At 36.2% G+C, this 20,307-nt stretch carries 14 protein-coding genes; 6 read left to right on the top strand and 8 right to left on the bottom strand.

The window, feature by feature from the left end; all coding sequences use genetic code 11:
• Positions 1 to 124: 124 nt before the first annotated feature.
• Complete coding sequence (locus HNP38_RS13225) at positions 125 to 1,855, top strand: helix-turn-helix domain-containing protein (RefSeq protein WP_184190301.1); 1,731 nt, start codon at positions 125 to 127, stop codon at positions 1,853 to 1,855.
• A gap of 269 nt (positions 1,856 to 2,124) precedes the next feature.
• Here the strand turns inward: HNP38_RS13225 and argS are convergent, their stop codons facing one another.
• The 5 genes from argS to HNP38_RS13250 all read right to left on the bottom strand — a co-directional run bounded on the left by argS (position 2,125) and on the right by HNP38_RS13250 (position 9,770).
• The gene (gene argS / locus HNP38_RS13230) at positions 2,125 to 3,891 is read right to left on the bottom strand and encodes an arginine--tRNA ligase (protein WP_184190303.1); all 1,767 of its coding nucleotides are present in this window, start codon (positions 3,889 to 3,891) and stop codon (positions 2,125 to 2,127) included.
• A 125-nt stretch (positions 3,892 to 4,016) separates the two neighbouring features.
• Complete coding sequence (locus HNP38_RS13235; protein WP_184190305.1) at positions 4,017 to 4,532, bottom strand: lipid-binding protein; 516 nt, start codon at positions 4,530 to 4,532, stop codon at positions 4,017 to 4,019.
• A gap of 4 nt (positions 4,533 to 4,536) precedes the next feature.
• Positions 4,537 to 5,280, bottom strand: coding sequence for an immunoglobulin-like domain-containing protein (locus HNP38_RS13240; protein ID WP_184190307.1), 744 nt, complete (start codon positions 5,278 to 5,280; stop codon positions 4,537 to 4,539).
• An 18-nt stretch (positions 5,281 to 5,298) separates the two neighbouring features.
• The gene (locus HNP38_RS13245) at positions 5,299 to 6,789 is read right to left on the bottom strand and encodes a SusD/RagB family nutrient-binding outer membrane lipoprotein (RefSeq protein WP_184190309.1); all 1,491 of its coding nucleotides are present in this window, start codon (positions 6,787 to 6,789) and stop codon (positions 5,299 to 5,301) included.
• Between the two features lie 11 nt (positions 6,790 to 6,800).
• On the bottom strand, positions 6,801 to 9,770 hold the full coding sequence (locus HNP38_RS13250) for a SusC/RagA family TonB-linked outer membrane protein (RefSeq protein WP_184190311.1): 2,970 nt from the start codon (positions 9,768 to 9,770) through the stop codon (positions 6,801 to 6,803).
• Positions 9,771 to 9,903: 133 nt separating this feature from the next.
• Between HNP38_RS13250 and HNP38_RS13255 the strand changes: the two genes are divergently transcribed.
• A complete protein-coding gene (locus tag HNP38_RS13255) occupies positions 9,904 to 10,488 on the top strand; it encodes a ribonuclease HII (protein WP_184190314.1) in 585 nt (194 codons plus the stop codon).
• Between the two features lie 112 nt (positions 10,489 to 10,600).
• Here HNP38_RS13255 and yidC read toward each other — a convergent pair whose 3' ends face one another.
• Entirely contained in the window at positions 10,601 to 12,400 is a 1,800-nt protein-coding gene (gene yidC, locus HNP38_RS13260) for a membrane protein insertase YidC (protein WP_184190316.1), read from the bottom strand.
• Between the two features lie 200 nt (positions 12,401 to 12,600).
• Positions 12,601 to 14,208: a CTP synthase gene (locus HNP38_RS13265; RefSeq protein WP_184190318.1), complete on the bottom strand. Its 1,608-nt coding sequence runs from the start codon at positions 14,206 to 14,208 to the stop codon at positions 12,601 to 12,603.
• A gap of 665 nt (positions 14,209 to 14,873) precedes the next feature.
• Here HNP38_RS13265 and radA point away from each other — a divergent pair.
• The 3 genes from radA to HNP38_RS13280 all read left to right on the top strand — a co-directional run bounded on the left by radA (position 14,874) and on the right by HNP38_RS13280 (position 18,513).
• Complete coding sequence (gene radA, locus HNP38_RS13270; protein ID WP_184190320.1) at positions 14,874 to 16,223, top strand: DNA repair protein RadA; 1,350 nt, start codon at positions 14,874 to 14,876, stop codon at positions 16,221 to 16,223.
• Between the two features lie 75 nt (positions 16,224 to 16,298).
• The gene (locus tag HNP38_RS13275) at positions 16,299 to 17,837 is read left to right on the top strand and encodes a zinc-dependent metalloprotease (protein ID WP_184190322.1); all 1,539 of its coding nucleotides are present in this window, start codon (positions 16,299 to 16,301) and stop codon (positions 17,835 to 17,837) included.
• 82 nt (positions 17,838 to 17,919) lie between these two features.
• The gene (locus HNP38_RS13280) at positions 17,920 to 18,513 is read left to right on the top strand and encodes an ACP phosphodiesterase (RefSeq protein WP_184190324.1); all 594 of its coding nucleotides are present in this window, start codon (positions 17,920 to 17,922) and stop codon (positions 18,511 to 18,513) included.
• A gap of 605 nt (positions 18,514 to 19,118) precedes the next feature.
• Here HNP38_RS13280 and HNP38_RS13285 read toward each other — a convergent pair.
• Positions 19,119 to 19,619 carry a DUF6702 family protein gene (locus tag HNP38_RS13285; protein ID WP_184190326.1) on the bottom strand — a complete coding sequence of 167 codons (501 nt, stop codon included), beginning with the start codon at positions 19,617 to 19,619 and terminating at the stop codon, positions 19,119 to 19,121.
• Between the two features lie 65 nt (positions 19,620 to 19,684).
• Here HNP38_RS13285 and HNP38_RS13290 point away from each other — a divergent pair, with 65 nt between their 5' ends.
• On the top strand, positions 19,685 to 20,263 hold the full coding sequence (locus tag HNP38_RS13290) for a HupE/UreJ family protein (protein WP_184190821.1): 579 nt from the start codon (positions 19,685 to 19,687) through the stop codon (positions 20,261 to 20,263).
• The last annotated feature ends 44 nt before the right edge of the window (positions 20,264 to 20,307 follow it).

The following is a 20,307-nucleotide window of genomic DNA, read 5'->3' on the forward strand; positions in this document are numbered from 1 at the left end:
AAAAAGACGACTTCCTTTTTTACTTGATTATTCTTATTGCTGACTAAAAAATGTTTTTAATAATACTACAATTTGGTTTGTATTTTAAATTTTGAATACTTTTGAAAAAACACAAACACATATAATGATTTTAACGAAAAAAGTACAGGCCCTATATATTTTTTTTATCTGTATAAAAATATTTTCTCAAAATACATCGGATCAAAAAGCTTCATTAGAAATAGACAGCTTATTAAAAAAAGGCCAAAAAGAATTAGCCCATTTTAAACTGAGCCAGGAAAATATAAAATTTGAAAGACTCTCTAAATATGACCTGAGTGATCATTTATATATTAAGTTTGATTCCGCTACCGCGTTATACAAGAAAGGAGAATATCTAAATGCAGAAAAAGCTGTTTTATCCACATTAAACGAGGTTGAAAATAATAAAAACGAACTGAGCTTACCTATTTATGAAGGATTAAAGCATACTGCTATATCAAGATTGTTTTATATTGAAAAGAGATTGGGAAATGTTTCACAGGGATTAAAATATTTGAAGTTTTTCTCTCAGGGATTAAGCCCGATATATCAGAAAAAGCAAAGAATATTTTTTGCCGTTGCGTATATAGAATTAGGGAATTATAAAAAAGGTATTCAGGTATTGGATCTCCGAATAAATGATATTTATCGGGATAGAGAAAATATTCTTTGTAGCAATTTTCGGAAATCAGGAGAAATTGCTGCAACTTATAACACAAAAGGAGATGCATTTATTAAATGGTATAAAGATACTGGTCAAAAGCAATTTCTGGATTCTTCTAAACTTAATTATGAAAGAGCTTATCAGATAATGAAACACTCTTCTATACGTGCCCAATACTCTAAAACACTACTCACCAACCGGTTAGCTCATATTGCTTTACTAAAAAAGCAATATAATTACTCGTTATCACTCTATAATAGTTGTGAAAAAGACTTGGTACTTATGGAAAAAAACTTTTCCCGTGAGACAGTCTGGCTGGGAAAAGCCGAAATATATACATTTCTCAAAAAAACTGATTCCGCTTTTTATTATATTAATAAAGTATATAACAAAAAGACTGAGGCAAAATGTGCCTATGACACTAAGCTGAAAATATATCACCTGTTAAGCATTAATTATGAAAACACGGGAGAAAGTAAAAATGCATATAGATATGCGAAACTCAGCCTGTCTGAAATGGAAAAGAAAAGAGTCCGGGATACTTCAGGAAATGCTTTTTTAGGAATGTATGAGCAGCAGGAAATAAAATCTGTATCTAAAGAAATGGTAAAGAAAAATAGAAGATTTACTTTCTTCTTAATAGTTTTGCTTGTACTGACATTTTCCGGAATTATTTTTTTCATTGTTTATAGGAATAATAAAAGAAAAAAGAAGACATTCCTGGAATTTCAAAAAAAGATTGATGAAATTCATAATTTCAATATTTATCCTGTAACTACCGAAAAGATCGAAAATCCTATAATAATAGAAGATGAATTAGTTAATCAAATCCTCAAAAAAATAGACTTAATGGAGTCGGATAAGAAATTCTTATCCAATAATTTCAAACTTGCACAAATTGCAAAACAGCTTAACACCAATACAACCTACCTATCCCAAATCATAAATCAGCATAAAGGCATGACATTTTCAGAATATGTAAATAATCTGAGAATAAATTATGTATTAAAAGAATTAAATAGCAATGCTAAATTTCGAAAATATACTATTCAGGCAATGTCTGAAGAGCTGGGTTATAAAAGTCCCACTACATTTACCAATGCCTTTAAGAGCAGGGTAAAAATGACACCATTATATTACATTCAGCAATTGGAAAAGAATAATCATTAATGAAATAAATAAGATTGTGTTGTACTTAAATGCAACAAATAGCAAAAAAACATTACCCGCTTTTAATTCTTCAATCCTAAAACTTCGTTTTATATTACTATCGGTCTGCAAGAATATGCGTACAGACTGATTTCCCATTGTTTATAATTTTCCGACATATACGAGTTTGTTATACTTTTCAAACCTTTCTCTCCGCGTTCTCATTCATGAGAGGGCCTGGTTAGAAACAAATATAAAAATAAGCTGCCTTATATGAGACAGCTTATTTTTTACATCCTATTCACAGTTTCTATTCCAAGTAAACCCAGGGATTTCTTTATTATTTTCCCCGTTATATATGATAAATTCAAACGAAACTGTTTTAAATTTTGATCTTCAAGTTTCAGAATTGGTGTAGTCTGATTCTGGTAGAATGAGTTATATGATTTAACCAGATCATAAACATAGTTAGCGATCAAAGCCGGGCTTAAGACTTCAGCAGCTTTTTCCACTATTATTCCATAATTGGCCAACAGCATGATCAATTCCTTTTCAAATTCATTTACGGGAACTTCTGAAACATCTTTGTATTCGTAATTTGCCTTTGTGAGTAAAGACTGAATACGTGCATATGTATACTGAATAAACGGCCCCGTATTTCCATTAAATTCAATACTTTCTGCAGGATTGAACAACATTTTCTTTTTAGGATCCACCTTCAGCATAAAATATTTCAATGCGGCCAAACCTATTATTTCGTAAGAAGCTTCTTTTTCTTCCTCGGAAAGTCCTTCCAGCTTACCTAGCTCCTGAGCTTTTGATTTTGCAGTTTCATACATTTCCTGCATCAGATCATCTGCATCTACTACGGTTCCTTCACGGGATTTCATTTTACCGTTCGGAAGCTCTACCATTCCATAAGACAAATGATGCAATTGATCTGCCCATAAGTAGCCCAGTTTTTTAAGGATCTTAAATAAAACCTGAAAATGATAATCCTGTTCGTTTCCTACAGTATAAATCAGCTTTTGAATATCATTGTCTTTAAAACGCTCAACAGCAGTACCTAAGTCCTGAGTCATATATACTGATGTCCCATCTGAACGCAATAAAAGTTTCTGATCAAGGCCTTCATCCGTAAGATCGCACCAAACCGAGCCATCTTCCTTTTGATACAAAACTCCTTTATCCAACCCTTCCTGAATAAGGTCTTTTCCTAAAATATAGGTATTACTTTCATACTGGACCTGGTCAAAATCTACCCCTAATCTTTTATAGGTTTCATTAAATCCTTTATAAACCCATGAGTTCATTTCATTCCACAGATCTCTTACTTTCTTGTCTCCGCTTTCCCAGTCCAGAAGCATTTTCTGTACCTCCTTCATAAGAGGAGCTTCTTTTTTTGCCTGTTCTTCTTCAGCTCCCTGTTCAACAAGTTCGGCAATTTCTTTTTTATAATGCTGATCAAATTCAACGTAATAATTCCCTACGAATTTATCTCCTTTTGTATGGGTTGTTTCCGGAGTTTCTCCGTTTCCGAACTTTTCCCAAGCTAACATGGATTTGCAGATATGAATTCCCCTGTCATTAATGATCTGTGTTTTAATAACATCATATCCTGCCTCTTTTAAGATCTGAGCAACAGAAAATCCTAACAGGTTATTTCTGATATGCCCCAAATGTAGAGGCTTATTGGTATTTGGAGAAGAATATTCCACCATTACGGTAGCATTCTTTTTTTCAACTTTTAAAAGACTTTGGCTTAAAGACCTGAAATTATCTATGAAAAACTGATTGTTAATTTTAATATTAAGAAAACCTTTCACTACGTTGAAGCTTTCCAGCAGTTCGGTTTGAGTTGTCAGAGATTCTCCTAACTCAACACCTATACTTTCTAGATTTTTCTTCAGCTGCTTTACCAATGGGAATGTTACAATAGTAAAATCTCCCTCAAATTCGGTTTTATTTTCCTGAACTTCCAGATTAATATCCTTTAACTGGTATACATTTAAAATAATTTCAGAAAGTTTTACTTCTATGGTATCTTTAATATTCATGGGTTCTGTTCAATTTTTCAAAGGCCAAATAAAATAGCCCGTATTTCTTCTCAAATTTTGAAGTACAAATATACGGAAATAAAAAAACCGCCCGAAGGCGGTTTGTATGGAATTTTATGTTGCCATTAATGTTCGTCTTCAGCAAAACCAGTTCTTTTATAGCCTGCAAATGTATAAATAACACCTGGCTCATCAGAAAATTCAGCTTTAAAAATGATACTGTCAGACTTATTACCTCCACTCGTAGTAGCTGCATCTTTCAAAATTTTACCATCTGAAACATTTATCGTAATATCATAATCCTGATATAAATTTTGGAGTGAGCTTCCACCAAACGTCTTTTGAGAATAGTTTATAGGAGTTTTAAATTTTATTGGATAATCTGCAAATCCCCAAATATTTCCTTCATGATCATCAATCCACATTTCAGATCCATTATTGGCTGATGTATTATAGGTTGATATTAGTACATGACCACTAACTTCTACGCCGCCAACACTTCTTGTAACAAACCAATCACCTGCCATATCCTGTGTAGAAGTACCTTCATCATCAATATCTTCAACTCTGTCACAAGAAATAGGAATGAATAGCAATGCTACAATAAAAACTAATAATACTTTAAATATGTTCTTTTTCATAATTTTAATTTACTTGAGTTAATGTTGCTACAAAGTCATATCCTGAATCCCATGTAGATGACAACACAATTTTTTTCGTTGCCGGAGTAACCGTTACACTCGTAACTGATATATTCCCACCAAATGCTCCCACACCCGAAGGTTGTGAAGCAACAGTAGCAACTCCCGCAGAATAATTTAATTTCAGCCCTCTACTCGCATAGGTAACACCATAGCTTCTTCCAAATTCGTAATATCCACCAATTGCATCTGATACTTCATATGTACCATCACCATTTCTCCATATTAAGATATACTTCCAGTCAGTAGTAGGAGAAACTACACCCTGAGCAGGCGTTCTTACCACTCTTGACATATATAATCCTTCAATACTATCTATAAAATTTCCTGTTTTATATACATAGATATTCCTGTTAAATACTGCAAAAAATCCGTCTTTATTAGTTGCTTTATAAGTTGCTACATATCTGTCTGAAACACTCAGGTTTAATGCAGAGCCCCCTCTATAATCACCCTTATATGTAGTTTCGTAAGGGATCGGGCTATTATTTTCAGTAGCACTTATTCCCGGATCGGTAAAGCTTGATCCCAACTGTACCAAAGTAGGATTGCTTCCTTTTAATTCCAGTACAGGATAATTGGTAATATTTGAAACATTCGAGGTTTCATGATCAGAAGAACATGATGTTGCAACGAAAAATGTCAGTACATTTATTGCAAAAAATTTTATTATTTTATTATATTTCATTTCTTTACTTATTAAATATTAATTAGCATCATACCATAACGCATCGGTGATCGGCTTTAATCCCGGGAAATTTGCATTTGACTGAATTTCTGTGATTGGATAAATAATTCTTTTTGGGAATTTACCTCCGGTGGTACCATTTACAGAATAAGAAAACTGTCCCGGCACATAAGCAATATTGCTTTGAGGAACAGGGCTTATTGCAGGAATTTTTGTTCTTTTCTGTTCAAAAAACCCTTCATAACCTTTACCCGGGAAGAAAGATATCCATTTTTGGGTAATGATGGCTTTTAGGTTATTATCTAAAGTACCGTTAGGATAAGCATAAGCACCCGTTAATAAGGCTCCCGGTGAAACTCCCCACTGAGCAAAAGATGCATTTACCCCATTCTCATATAAAGTTTTTGCATTTGCTCCCCCGTTGTATCTTACAGCGGCTTCTGCCTGTAGGAAATAACTTTCTGCTTTTGAAATAAAGAACACAGGGTCTGTAGCCTGAAGCTTAACAACTGCTGCTCCGGCATTAGCCGCATTTTCAAAATCTCCCTGATTTTGGGAAGAACCTGCATTATAGAACTTAGCAAATCTAGGATCCGAATTGTTCTGAAGGAATGAATATAGTGTAGTACTGGCTCTCAAGTTAGTTCCAACATTCAGCTGTCTTCTGTCCGTCTCATAAAGCGGGTTACTTCTGTTAGCTTCATCAATATACTGCGTAATTGCAGCATCAGCCTGTAAAAACTGAGCACCGGATGAAAGAAGCTGCTGAATACCCGTTTGGGCAACAGATGGCCTTGAATTGGTTTGTCTTAAATACAATTTCAATAACATTGTATTAGCAAATTCTGTCCACTTCTCCATTCTTTGATTTAAGGTTGGATATACAAGAGGAGAAAATACTAAGTCATCTGCACCTGGGATTACTGTAGTAGATGAGCTCGACAGGTCTTTTGACAAGGCATCTTTAAGATTAGCTACTAAACCATCATAAATAATTTCAGGGGAATCATATTTGGGAGATGGGAACTCCGGATTAGTAGCTTCTGTAAAAGGAACCGCTCCAAAAGAATCTGTCAATACCTGAAATGCATAAGCCTCCATTACAGTAGCCATTAAATAATAGTTCCAGTTTTGTTGGGCCAAAGCATTCTTTTTAACATTTCTAAGATCCAATATAGCATCATACATACTATCCCAGGCTCCATTAGATCCTGGTCCTGTAGTTGTAATAATCTGTGCAGTAGAAGATAAAGAATAATCATCAAGATCTTTATACTGGTTAGCGGTAGCACTCTGAGTAAAATATTGAGCCCAAAATCCACCAATTAAAGCATAACTCGAGCCTGATATGGTGGCTACACCTGTGGTAGCTCCGGTAAATTCACTATTTAAAGGTATTTGTTCAGGTGCTAATAAATCCGGATCCCTATTGATATCCAACTGATCATTACACGACCAGATAGACAATAGCACCAAAGAACTCAATAATATTTTTTTTGTCTTTTTCATTTTGAATCATTTTAGAAGTTAAATTTAAACATTGCCCCATAATATCTTTGTGTCGGGTTCGCACTAAATTCTCCCATTTCACTCAAAATATCATTTCCATAAGTAGTGGATTCAGGGTCAACATACGGGTTTTCTTTAGGCGTCCATAAGAATAGGTTCTTACCGTATAGAGTAACTGAAGCACCATTCAGTCCTGTTCCTCTCAACAGACTCTTAGGTAAACTGTAGGTAAGAGAAACATCTCTTAATCTTATGAATGTTTTATCAATTACGTGAGTTCTCTCAATACCCGGGTTATTCTGGGTATTGTAATAATTGGTAACAGCCTCAAAAGAAACCGGTATGGTATTTTCTGAATAGGTTCCGTTTCCGTTATCAATTACGGAATTAGGAATGATGAATGGATTTCTGTCATTATACAATGTTTCAATACCATTTCCTACGAAGTGGCTCAATCTTTTTGTGTAAGAATACATATCACCTCCCTGTTTCCAATCCAGTCCAAAAGACAAGCTGAAATTCTTATACGTAAACTTGTTGGTCAATCCCATAATGAAATCTCTCTCCGCAGAACCAATTTTCTGAGGGGTTTCTGTAACTTCATAAAATCCGTTGTCCGGATTTATAATATATTGTCCTGAAGCTGTTGTTTTAGGAACCTGAGCATAAAATGACCCGTAAGACTCGCCTTCCACAAACCTGAAATCGATACCATAATTACTTGTCAATATGATGTCTTTTTCCTCTCCTGCTATATCTTCCACTTTACTTTTATTTTTGGTAAAAGTATAGGTCATATTCCATTGGAAATTATTGGCCTTTATAGGATATCCATTTAATAATACTTCGATACCTCTATTACGTATGGAAGCAAAGTTCCCTAAAATTGTTGTATACCCTGTAGATTTCGGAAGCAATTTGTCCAGCAACATATCTTCTGTCAATCTGTCATATACTGATATATCAAATTCTAATCTGTTTTTAAAGAATCTACCTTCCGTTCCGAATTCTACTTCTGTAGTTAGCTCATTAACTAGATTCTCGTTGGTGATCCTGTTACCAATTTCGTAAGAGTTAACTCCTCCGAAAGGATATGCCAGCTGTCCAAAAAATCCTGTATTCGCTGATTGACCGGCAAAAGAATAAACACTGTAAGGAGCAGTATCCTTACCAGCTCTCGCCCAGCTTCCTCTAAGCTTTAAGAAATTTTGATCATTCAGAACAATTGCACTTACTCCAACTGACGGATAAAAATAAGAATTATTTTGTACCGGTAATGTAGAAGACCAGTCATTACGCCCTGTTACAGTAAGGAAATATCTGTCTTTAAATCCTAATTCCGCAGAACCAAAAACATAATAATATCTTTGTTTATAATCATTTTGGATCAGAGTTGGTGTAGAGGCCGAGTTTGATAGTTCATAGAAGTTAGGTAAATCCAGATCAGTTACCAAAGCACCTAATACATTACCATTTTTCTCATTATATCCACCTCCTAGTGCTGTACTAAGTTTCCAGTTCTCTGCAAGATCCGTATTATAGTTCACTGTAAGGTATGCATCATACAATCTGTCTGTTCTTTTCGTTTCACTTACAGCACCTACTACCCCGTTGGCTCCTGCAAGATCCTGAGGCGATCCCGGGATGTAATCCACAATAGCTCCCCATCTTTTTACCTGTTCATTCTGAATATCGGCCCCTAACTGTAATGAAGCCGAAAGTTTATCGGTAAAATCGTAGCTAAAGTTGGTATTACCATAAAAACGGTCCGCTTTGGCTCTTACATTATTGTTAGCCAATGTGGTATATGGGTTAGCAGCATATGGTGTAAAGAAATAGGAAGGAGTATTGAAAATATTCCCCATATCTTCCATATCTACAAAACTTACGTCCGTTGGCATCTGTAAAAGCTCCTGGAAAAGACTCTTTCCGAATGAAGCATCATCTCCCTGTCCTGAAGGAACCGCGTTTACTTTTCTGTGTGAATAGTTGGTAGAAACCCTTAATTTGAATTTATTGAACTTCAAGCCTCCGTTAAAACCTAAAGTTCTTCTCATAAATTTATCCTGATCTGATGGGAATACTCCGTCAGAATTCAGATCACTTAAAGTAAATGCCCCATCAGCATTTTCTCCTCCTCCGGAGATCCCTAATGAGTTGATATAAGTAGTTCCAATATCAAAAAACTCTCTTGCTGCATCTTCTAATCCTACATACGGTTTTATTTGCTGCATGTTATTATAAATTCTGCCCCAAGGTCTTATCTTACCATCAAATTTTGGTCCCCATGAACCATTTTCATTAGAAGCAGCTAAATCACCTTCTCCATTTACAAATGACCAACTATGACCGCTCCATCCCTGTCCAAATTCCTGTTGAATATGTGGCAGTCTTGATACTTCGGAAAAATCAATACTGGATGTAAGGTCTACTTTTAACCTTCCCTTACCTTTTTTAGTAGTTATCAAAACAACACCATTCGCACCATCTTTACCATATAATGATGTTGCAGCTGCTCCTTTTAAGAAGTTAATAGATTCAATAGTATTCGGATCCAGGTCATTTACTGAGGAACCGGTATCATACGTACTGTCAAAACCAGTTTTACTTGATGATACATTCAACATTGGAGTACCATCAATTACGTACAAAGGTTGGTTACTGGTTAATGATTTAAAACCTCTGGAAATAATTTTAGGAGTTGCACCCGGCTGAGCTGGTGAAGAGAAATCAACCCCGGCCACTTTACCTGATAAACTTTCAAATGGAGTTGTATTAGCTACCTCTCTGATCTTATTCCCGTCTACAATTGCAGCTCCATAAGAACTTGCTTTTGACTGCCTTTTGATTCCAAGTGCAGTCACAACTACACCCTCAATATCTTGTGTTTTTACACTATCCTTCTTCGTCTGCTGGGCATTAGCCACAGCCAGAGATGAAGATAGTACTAATGTAAGCACACCCGCTGTTAGTTTCTTCATATCAAATTAATTTTTGCTTATACAAATTTGTAAAACTTTCTTAAAAACACAAAACAAAAACTTAAAAAATTGTTATTTTTATCATAGTTCTTGAAAAATTGTTAATTTTGATTTACAGAAATTGTTAAATTTTATGGATTTGTTAAAAAAATGGACAGATATTTACATTGAAGCAGGGTGTGATGAAGTGGGAAGAGGGTGTTTAAGTGGGCCTGTGGTTGCCGCAGCTGTTATTCTGGACGATAATTTTAAGCAAAGTTTAGTTAACGATTCTAAAAAGTTAAACTTTAAAACCCGGATGGATCTGGACAGCTATATTAAGGAAAATGTAAAAAACTATGCTATCGCAGAGCTTCCCGCAGGTTTCATAGACCAGCATAATATACTGAATGCCAGCATTCATGCCATGCATCTTGCATTGGATAAATTAACAATCCGGCCGGAACTTATTCTAGTGGATGGTAATAAATTCCATCCTTATAATTATATACCCCATCAATGCATTATTAAAGGGGATTCTAAACTTCTGTCCATCGCAGCAGCCTCTATTCTGGCAAAAAATTACCGTGACAGGCTAATGATCGAGCTTCATGAAGAATTCCCGCAATATGGATGGAATACCAACTTCGGATATGCTACAAAGCAACACCAGAAAGCCCTGATAAAGCACGGCCCTACAAAATACCACAGGCAGTCTTTCAGATTGGTATATGATTAAAAAATCTTCAGGAAGTGAATTATGATTTCCTCAAACTCCAAAATTGAAATTTAAATTCTATCTAAATAAAAAAGAGAAACAATAATCAGCTTCTCTTTTTTGTTATAGTATGTTATTTCTTTTTCCCTCTCTGTTGCTCGGCCTGCTTTTGTTGTTCCTGAGCCTTTTCCATCATCTCCCTCATCCTCTTCTGGAACTTACCTTCCGCTTTAGGCTTTTCCTTATTGGCCTGGATTTGTGCATGAATTTTCTTTTCATCAAGAATCCAATATTTAATCACTAAAATGATCAGGATATTAATAGCATTGGATACGAAATAGTACCACGAAAGACCTGATGCTGAAGTGTTTAAGAAAAACAGGAATGTGATCGGGAAGATGTACATCAATACTTTCATATTCGGCATACCTTCCTGCTGAGGTTGCTGAATATTTCCTGAAGTCATAATGGTATAGATCAGAATCACAACGGTACACGCAATCGCGAAAACACTTAAATGATCCCCAAGGAAAGGAATTTTAAACGGAAGCTTAATGAGATCATCATAAGCCGTCAGATCCTTTGCAAACCAGAATCCCTGCCCTCTCAGGTCTATAAAGTTCGGGAAGAAACGGAATAATGCATAGAAGATCGGGATCTGAACCAAAGCCGGCAGACATCCCGCCATCTGATTAACTCCCGCTTTCCTGTATACCTCCATAGTAGCCTGCTGTTTCTTCATAGGATCCGCATCTTTCAATTTGGCATTAACCTCATCAATTTCCGGACGGATCACTCTCATCATTGCACTCAGTTTATGCTGCTTGTACATAATAGGTGATAAGATAAGCTTCACAATGATTGTCAGCAGGAAAATTGCCCAGCCGGCCGTTAATCCCCACGAAGATATAAAGTTATACATCGGAATAAAGAACCATCGGTTCATGGCTCCGATAAAGGACCATCCTAAAGGTAAGATCTCATCAAAGTTTTTGTCATACGATTTCAGCAACGGCAGATCCAAAGGCATGAAATACCATGAAAAATCCTGGTTCAATTCATTCCCTGTCATCTGAACAAATCCTTCATAACTGAATTTTTTCAGATATTCTCCTTCTTCAACATTTTCCTGATTTCCTTTACTCTGTGTAAAACCATTCTTTGCTTCAATCACTGAAGAAAAGAACTGCTGCTTCACTCCGATCCAGTTCAGGGTTTCATCAGGTTCATCCATTGTGGTTCTTCCATCATAGTCATAAGATTGATAGTTATCAAATGCATAAGAGAATTCTGTATGAGACTGTTCCTGCGCTCTACCCTTTTCCAAGTTTCTTACATTATAGTTCCAGATGAAATCAGCTTTTGTATCGGAAGTCACTTTGGCAAGTCCCTGGGTTCTTACTTTAAAATCTAAGGTATATTTTGGAAGTAAGGTATAAATAAACTGTATCACTGCCCCTCCGTAATTGGCGGTCATCGTTACAGAATTTCCGGCAACAGCAGATGAAAAGACCAAATCCCTGGTATTGATTATTTTACCTGTCTTATCTTTAAACTGGAACCCATAGCTGGAATTATTTTTAGTAATTAAGTAAAGCGGAAGATCGGCCTCGTCATTTTTTTGATCATAAGCTTTGTATTTTAAAAGCTCAACTTTGGAAATCTGCCCTCCCAGGCTGGAAAATTCCAGCTTCAGTTCATTACCTGCTAAATTAGCGGTCTGAATGGCATTTGGAGTTACATTTGGATTGATATTACTTGCCTGAGTTTGTTTTACGGCAGTTTTCACCTGTTCAGTTTTCTGCTGCTGAGCCTTCAATTGCTCTTCTTTCTGCTGCTTGTTCTGGAAATAGAACATAAAGCCGAAAAGTACCAAACATAAAACCGCAAAACTGATCATTTGACCTTTATCGAGTCCGTTGTTCTGTTGCATTTGATTTTTATTAAAATTTTTATCTGTATATGCATAGAGCAATGTTCTATATTTTACAGAGCAATGTTCTATATTTTGAGTCGACAAAAATACTGTTTTTTTATCAAAACTCTATGCTATAATCTATTACTATATAATAAACTCAGGCTGAGAATAATCAGTCTGAGTTTATTTATGACGTTTGTAGTTTAAAAATTACTTTATTTCTTTTCACAGGCTTTGATGAAAGCTCTGAACAAAGGGTGAGGTGTAGCAACCGTACTCTTGTATTCCGGGTGATACTGCACTCCTGCGTAAAATGGATGATCCGGCATTTCCAATGCTTCAACCAACCCCGTTTCAGGATTGGTACCCGTAGCCAGGAAACCGTTCTTTTCAAATTCCTGAAGGTAATCGCTATTGAATTCATAACGGTGGCGGTGTCTTTCGGAAATATTTTTGCTTCCGTAGATTTCAGAAAGCCTGGAACCGTTTTTTAGTGTACACTTCCAAGCTCCAAGACGCATTGTCCCTCCTTTATCTACCACATTCTTCTGTTCTTCCATCAGAGAGATTACAGGATGTTCGGTAGAAGTATCAAATTCCATTGAGTTGGCTTTGGAGTATCCAAGAACGTTCCTCGCAAATTCGATAGTCATGATCTGCATTCCCAGACAAATTCCAAGCATCGGGATTTTATTTTCCCTTGCATATTGCGCGGTAAGGACTTTGCCTTCAATCCCCCTGTCTCCAAAACCAGGCGCAATAAGAATCCCGTTCACCCCTTTTAAGGTTTCTTTAATATTATCTTCCGTAATATCTCCGCTGTACACCCATCTTATTTTCACTTCGGTTTCCAGATCGGCACCGGCATGCTTGAAAGCTTCTGCAATGGAAATATAGGAATCTTGAAGGGAAACATACTTACCTACTAATGCGATCTCTATTTTCTTTTTAGGGTTCTGGAACTTTTTAAGGAAGTTCTTCCAGTCTTTAAGATCTGCATCTTTATCGCTTTTCAGGTCCAATTCTTTTAAAACCACATCATCAAAATTCTGTTTCTGAAGATACATAGGAACTTCATAAATGGTATCCAGATCTTTACATTCAATAACATTATCTAAAGAAACGTTACAGAACTGGGCTAATTTGGCTCTCTGATCTTTCGGGATCTTATGTTCCGTTCTGCACACCAGAACGTCTGCCATAATTCCGCTTTCCATCAATTGACGAACGGAATGTTGTGAAGGTTTTGTTTTTAATTCTCCACTTGAAGCCAGATAAGGCAATAAGGTAAGGTGAATTACCATAGAATTCTTCTCTCCCAATTCCCACTTTAACTGACGAACAGTTTCAATGTAGGGAAGGGATTCAATATCTCCTACAGTTCCTCCGATCTCTGTAATGATGATATCGTAGTTCTGTTTGGAAAGGATCTTAATCCTCCGTTTGATCTCGTTGGTGATATGAGGAATTACCTGAACTGTTTTTCCCAAAAAGTCTCCTTTTCTTTCCTTTTCAATGACAGTCTGGTAGATTTTCCCTGTAGTAACATTGTTGTTTTGGGAAGTAGGGGCATCTAAATACCGCTCGTAATGACCTAAATCCAGATCCGTCTCCGCACCATCTTCAGTGACATAGCATTCTCCATGCTCATAAGGATTCAGTGTTCCCGGGTCGATATTGATATAAGGATCAAGCTTTTGTATCGTTACATTAAAACCGCGTGATTTTAGCAGAAGCCCCAGAGAAGCAGAAACGATTCCTTTCCCCAAAGATGAAGTTACACCTCCTGTTACAAAGATGTATTTTGTATTCTTTTTACTCATTAGATTAGGTTTGTGCAAAGTTATGGGAAAAAGAGATACAAAGCAATTTTTTGAATTTTGTAATTGGCCTTTTTAGATTTATTTTCCGCTATTTTATCCCGCAGATTTGGCAGATCACGCAGATGATTATATATAAAAAGGCAGTATAAGTTCAGAAAAAATTTTATATTAAAAACAAGGAAAATACTATTTCATAATTTATCACTATTACCGTAAACCATTTTTGAATATATCTTATTAAATATATACATGATTAAAAAAATGATGATCGAATTAACGTAAAGCATCACATTTAAAAAATTTTCATCTGTTTTATCAAGAAAATATGAGAACGGATTAGCTCTCATTAACACTAATAATAACAAATATAGAGATTCAAACAAAATGGCAATCTTTAATAATGAGGTATAATTTCTTTTAAAAATTATCACTGTTATTAGCCCTACTACAATTATAATTAAACAAAAAATAAGAATTAATATTGGTAACATCCCAACACTCCCACCTGGTAAATTTGTAGCACCTATTGACCATTCACAAAATTGCACATTCAGAAGTGACATCACTATAAAAACCACTAAACTTTTTAGCAGGATATTTTTCATGTGTGAAAATTACTTAAATTTTCAAAAGGAAAATCCAAAAAAAATTTTGAACTTCGCAGCATGGCAAAACTAAAAACAGCATATTTCTGTCAGAACTGCGGGACACAGTATTCTCAATGGATGGGGCAATGTAAAAACTGTGGACAATGGAATACCCTTGCAGAAGAGATCATAGAGAAGCCTTCCCACAAAAGCTTTCCCTCTTCAAAATCAAAACAGCATGTCATTAATATTATTGAGGTTGAAACCAGTGAAGAGCCAAGGATAAAAACACCTTCGGAAGAACTAAACCGCGTCCTGGGCGGAGGAATTGTCCTGGGTTCCGTTACTCTGATCGGCGGGGAACCCGGAATCGGAAAATCAACGCTTCTTTTACAGCTTGCCCTGAAAATGAAGAAAAAGATCTTCTATGTTTCAGGAGAAGAAAGTGCTTCACAGATCAAGATGAGGGCAGACCGGCTCACAGACATACAAAATCCGAACTGTTTTCTATATACCGAAACCTCGCTGGAAAAAATCCTTCATGAAGCTAAAAAGCTGGAGCCCGATTTTGTGATCATAGACTCTATTCAAACCTTACAATCCCAGCTCATTGAAAGCTCTCCCGGAACGGTTTCTCAGATCAGAGAATGCTCTAATGAGATTATAAAATATGCCAAAGAAAACAGCACTCCTGTTTTTTTGGTCGGCCATATTACGAAAGACGGCCAGATCGCCGGCCCTAAGGTACTGGAGCATATGGTGGATGTAGTTCTGAATTTTGACGGAGACAGAAATCACTTATTCAGATTGTTAAGAGCCAACAAAAACCGTTTCGGATCCACTTCCGAAATTGGAATTTATGAAATGGTGGCACAGGGATTAAGAGAGATCAGAAACCCTTCTGAAATTTTGATCACTAAAAAATTTGAGGAGCTTTCCGGAAATGCTGTTGCCGTAACACTGGAAGGCAACCGGCCTATGCTGCTGGAGATCCAGGCCCTGGTAAGCACCGCAGTTTATGGAACCCCGCAAAGAAGCTCAACCGGATTTGACGCCAAAAGACTGAATATGCTTTTGGCCGTCCTGGAAAAAAGAGCCGGGTTTCAGTTGGGAGCCAAAGATGTTTTCCTGAACATTACAGGAGGGATAAAAACGGATGATCCTGCCTTAGATCTGGCTGTAGTAGCCTCTATTCTCTCTTCTAATGAAGATATAGCCATCCCCGAACGCTACTGCTTTGCCGGTGAGATCGGATTAAGCGGTGAGATCCGTCCGGTAGCACAGATAGAACAAAGGATCTCGGAAGCCGAAAAGCTGGGCTACGAAAAAATTTTTGTATCGAATCTTAATAAGATCCCGAAAAGAAAGTTTGGAATAAGGATAGAAGAAGTAAGCAAGATTGAAGATTTTCATGAAAGAATTTTTTAATATAAAATAAAAATTCAACAAATTTTAAGGCGAATGTATATATTTGTATATCAGTAACCTTAAACTCAAAACACCATGAAAACCAAATTAATTGCATTGGCAATCTTTTGCTTTTGTATAAGCATACTGTCTGCACAAACCCGGATCTTTCAGAATTCCGTTCATGAAAACAGCATCAGTAATGAGCAAAAAATAAGTAAAGAACTCTCTTCTACTTATTCACTCACCCAATATTACACACAGCCTTCCTTCAACCTGCAATCAGATCTTCAGATATCTTTACCTACCAATAAAGAAATCACAGCCCGATTCGCCCGTGTTTTCAGGTACAGCAATGGTAGTGAATCTTATCTGTATCATTTTGATAATGATCCTAAAGCAGAACTGGTATTATCTAAATATGACAATATCATAACCGGAATGTATGCTTCAGGCACAGAGAAAGTAATGTTTCATCAGACAAAGGGAGATATTTTTGCCTTATCTGTAGTAAATGACGCAAAAATGATCAGTCAGGACTCCAAAGATGATTATATCCTTGACAATTCTGCCAGTTTCAATAAAGCTAATCCCGATATCTGTTCAGCAGCTACGCCTGTCTGCGGTACTACAAGGATTGATGTAATGGTTGTGTTTACCGGTGCTGCAAGGGCAGCCTGGGGCGGAGTATCGCAAAGTAATTCTTTTATAGCGACAGCCATTACGAATTTTAATACCGCTCTTACTAATTCCGGGGTTTCAAACGTTACCATCAATCTGGTGTACTCGGGAGAGATAACTTATACAGAATCCGGGAATATCAGTACAGATCTTACCCGATTCAGAACTAACAACGATACTTTCATGGACAACATCCATACCATGAGAACCACCTACGGAGCTGACGTCTGTGCTTTGGTCACCTCCACGCCTACCAGCACATGCGGCCTTGGAAATCTCAATACGAATCCTACCAATTACAGCGGTGGGGCCGCTTTTTCAGTTACCCTTTATAACTGCGTAGTTTCCAATTATTCCTTAGCTCATGAGATGGGACACAATATGGGACTTCGGCATGACTGGTATGTGGATACCGCCTCTACTCCCTGCAGTCATCACCATGGCTATGTTAACAGAACTGCTATTAACCTAGGTGCATCCAGCACTACTTCCCAAAGATGGAGAACCATCATGGCATATAGTGACGAATGCGTTGATATAGGTATTAACTGTTCAAGAATTAACCGCTGGGCCAATCCGGCTGTAAATTACAATACGGAACCTACAGGAATTGCTATCGGAAACACCAATCCTTCAAATGAAGCCTATGGTTTCTCACGTTTTGCCTGTGTTGTCTCTACTTTTATGGCAGAATCTACCCTTGCTGCAATGGAAGCCAACCCTGAAATTAAAGATTTCACATTATATCCAAATCCTGCAAGGGAAGTCATTAATGTTTCCATCAACGATAACAGAAAATATTCTTTTAAAATATACAATTCTCTGGGACAGCTGGTGACCACCACTTCCGAGAGAAGCATTAATCTGAAAGGTTGGGCACCTGGTGAATATTTTATACGTATTTATAATGAAAAAAACTCACTACTCGCCAATAAAAAATTCATAATCAGATAATTATTTAAAAAAAATCATTCTAATCCTTCGAATATCTTTAATTTTATTCAGAGGATTTTAAATTTATATCTAATATTGCGGCATGAATTATCTGGCTCATTCTTTTCTTACTTTTTCGGACGGACAGATCGTAGGACAGTTTTTAGAAGATTTTATACGAAACAAAGACCGTTTTTCTTTTCCCAAGGACATTCAGGATGGAATTACGCTGCACAGGGCTGTTGATACTTTTACAGATTCGCACCCGGCCATTCATGAAGCAAAAAAAATTTTCAGCCCTTTGGTAAGATTATATTCCGGAGCATTTGTAGATGTGGCAATGGATTATTTTGTAGCTAATGATAACACCCTGAATTCGCCGGAAGACTGGAAAAAACATTCTTTAAGGGTCTATAAAGTTCTCCGCCACAACGAAAAATGGCTACCTGAAAATCTGAAAAGAATGCTTACCAGAATGGAAGAAGAAGACTGGCTGTATAATTACCGTGAAGATCAGGGAATACGATTCAGCATGCAAAATGTCCTTTATAAAGCCCAATATCTTGATAAAAAAATTCCGGTTTTTGAAACTTTCCTTCAGAATAAAGAAATTCTCAGGGATTGCTACCATAACTTTTTCCCCGACCTGCAGACCCATACCGAAGGAATTAATGCCCTGCTGCAAATAGAAAATTGATTTCAACAATACAAAAACACCTACCTTTTGTAAGTGTTTTTATGAGATTTGTGCTATTAGAATTTTGCCTGTGTTAGGGTAAAGGGAACTTTTACCTGTTTTATCTCTTATTTAATTTAAATATATCATACTAAACAGCCACATCCTAATCCCTACCTGAATAACCAGATGACGAAAAGGAGCAAATTAAGCAGTCCTTATAATTTGTAAAATTTAATCCAAAAATATTTCGTTAAAAATTGACAATACAACAGCAATAAACTTATCAACTTATCAATTATTATTTTATTTAAAAAAATCACTGCATAAAATGTAATTTTTTATAAAATTTTAACTGATTAATTATAAAACAAATATAGTAATTTTCCATTATAAAACAAATATTATTAACAAATATTAATCAAAAGTAATTTATGAGACATGAAAATCAATATAAATTACTGGAAATAAACAGAATATAAAAATACAAAAATTCCCAATAAAGTGTATTATTTATTGTTTTCTTGTCAGAAACCCGAATCAACACTAGGTCTTTTGTGAATTATTTCTCGGAAAAGTGGGAAAAACCAGCAAATAACGGACATTCTTGCCAGTTCCGGACCGGATTAAAAATGTTTGTATAAATAGCGGTCAGGATAGTTAAGTTTTTCACTTTTCCTTTCGCCATTTATAATAATATGAATAATATTGATCTGATCATCAAACAAATTATAGAGAATACTTACAGCTGCTTCTACTTTTTTAGGCTGATCTGCCACCTCTGATTCCAGAAAGAGATTTACAGACTCCCCATCTTCTTCATATCCCAGATAATTTATTTTCAGGAATCTGTTATTTGTTTTAAGCTTAAGATATTCTGCACTGTAATTTTTTAATGCCTCATCAAGCTGTGCCTTATACCTCGGATCGTTGAAATGTAAAGATTTACCATATTTTGCAGCCAGTGCATTCTCCAGATCATCCAAAAAAAAACGACCAGTGATTTCAAATGTTTTCGACTTTGAATTATAATTGAATTCTACCGAGCCCACATGATAAGGATGTTTCTCTCTGGAAGAAGAGAACAGAAAGATAACCGGAAGCAGAAACAGCCACAAATTCTTCATAAATGCAGGTCTTCAAATTCTGTTCCGAAATTAATCATTATTTTCGTAAGCACTATACCTTTATCATGCAGGATTTTTTATTTTATCTGAACCTTGGATGGGAACATATTATTTCCTTAGACGCATTAGATCATCAGCTTTTTGTTTTAGCTTTAATTGCCTCCTACTCTTATCAGGACTGGAAAAAGATCATGATCCTTGTGACTGCCTTTACCATAGGGCATTCTGTCACTTTAGCATTAAGCATTCTGGATATTTTCAGAGTTCCTTCGGACTGGGTGGAATTCTTAATTCCCCTGACCATCGTCCTCACTGCATTGGACAATATCATCATGAAAAATAAAAAACAGCCCCTGATGAAAGCAAATTATTACCTGGCTCTCATTTTCGGACTCATCCACGGGATGGGGTTTGCCAATACAGCAAGGGTAATGATCGCCAAAAGCCAGAGCATTGCAGTGCCTCTCCTCGGTTTTAACATTGGTTTGGAATTAGGCCAGATTGTCATTGTATTTATCATTCTGGTTATGCTTTTTATTTTACTGAATATTTTCAAGATCAACAAAAAAGACTGGATCCTTTTTGTTTCTTCAGGTGTCTTCGCATTATCCTTAAAAATGACACTGGAAAGAATTCCTTTTTAGAAATGAAACATTTCCGATTTTTCAACTACTTATTATTATATTTG

The organism is Chryseobacterium defluvii (assembly GCF_014204415.1).
GTDB classification, from domain to species: domain Bacteria; phylum Bacteroidota; class Bacteroidia; order Flavobacteriales; family Weeksellaceae; genus Chryseobacterium; species Chryseobacterium defluvii_A.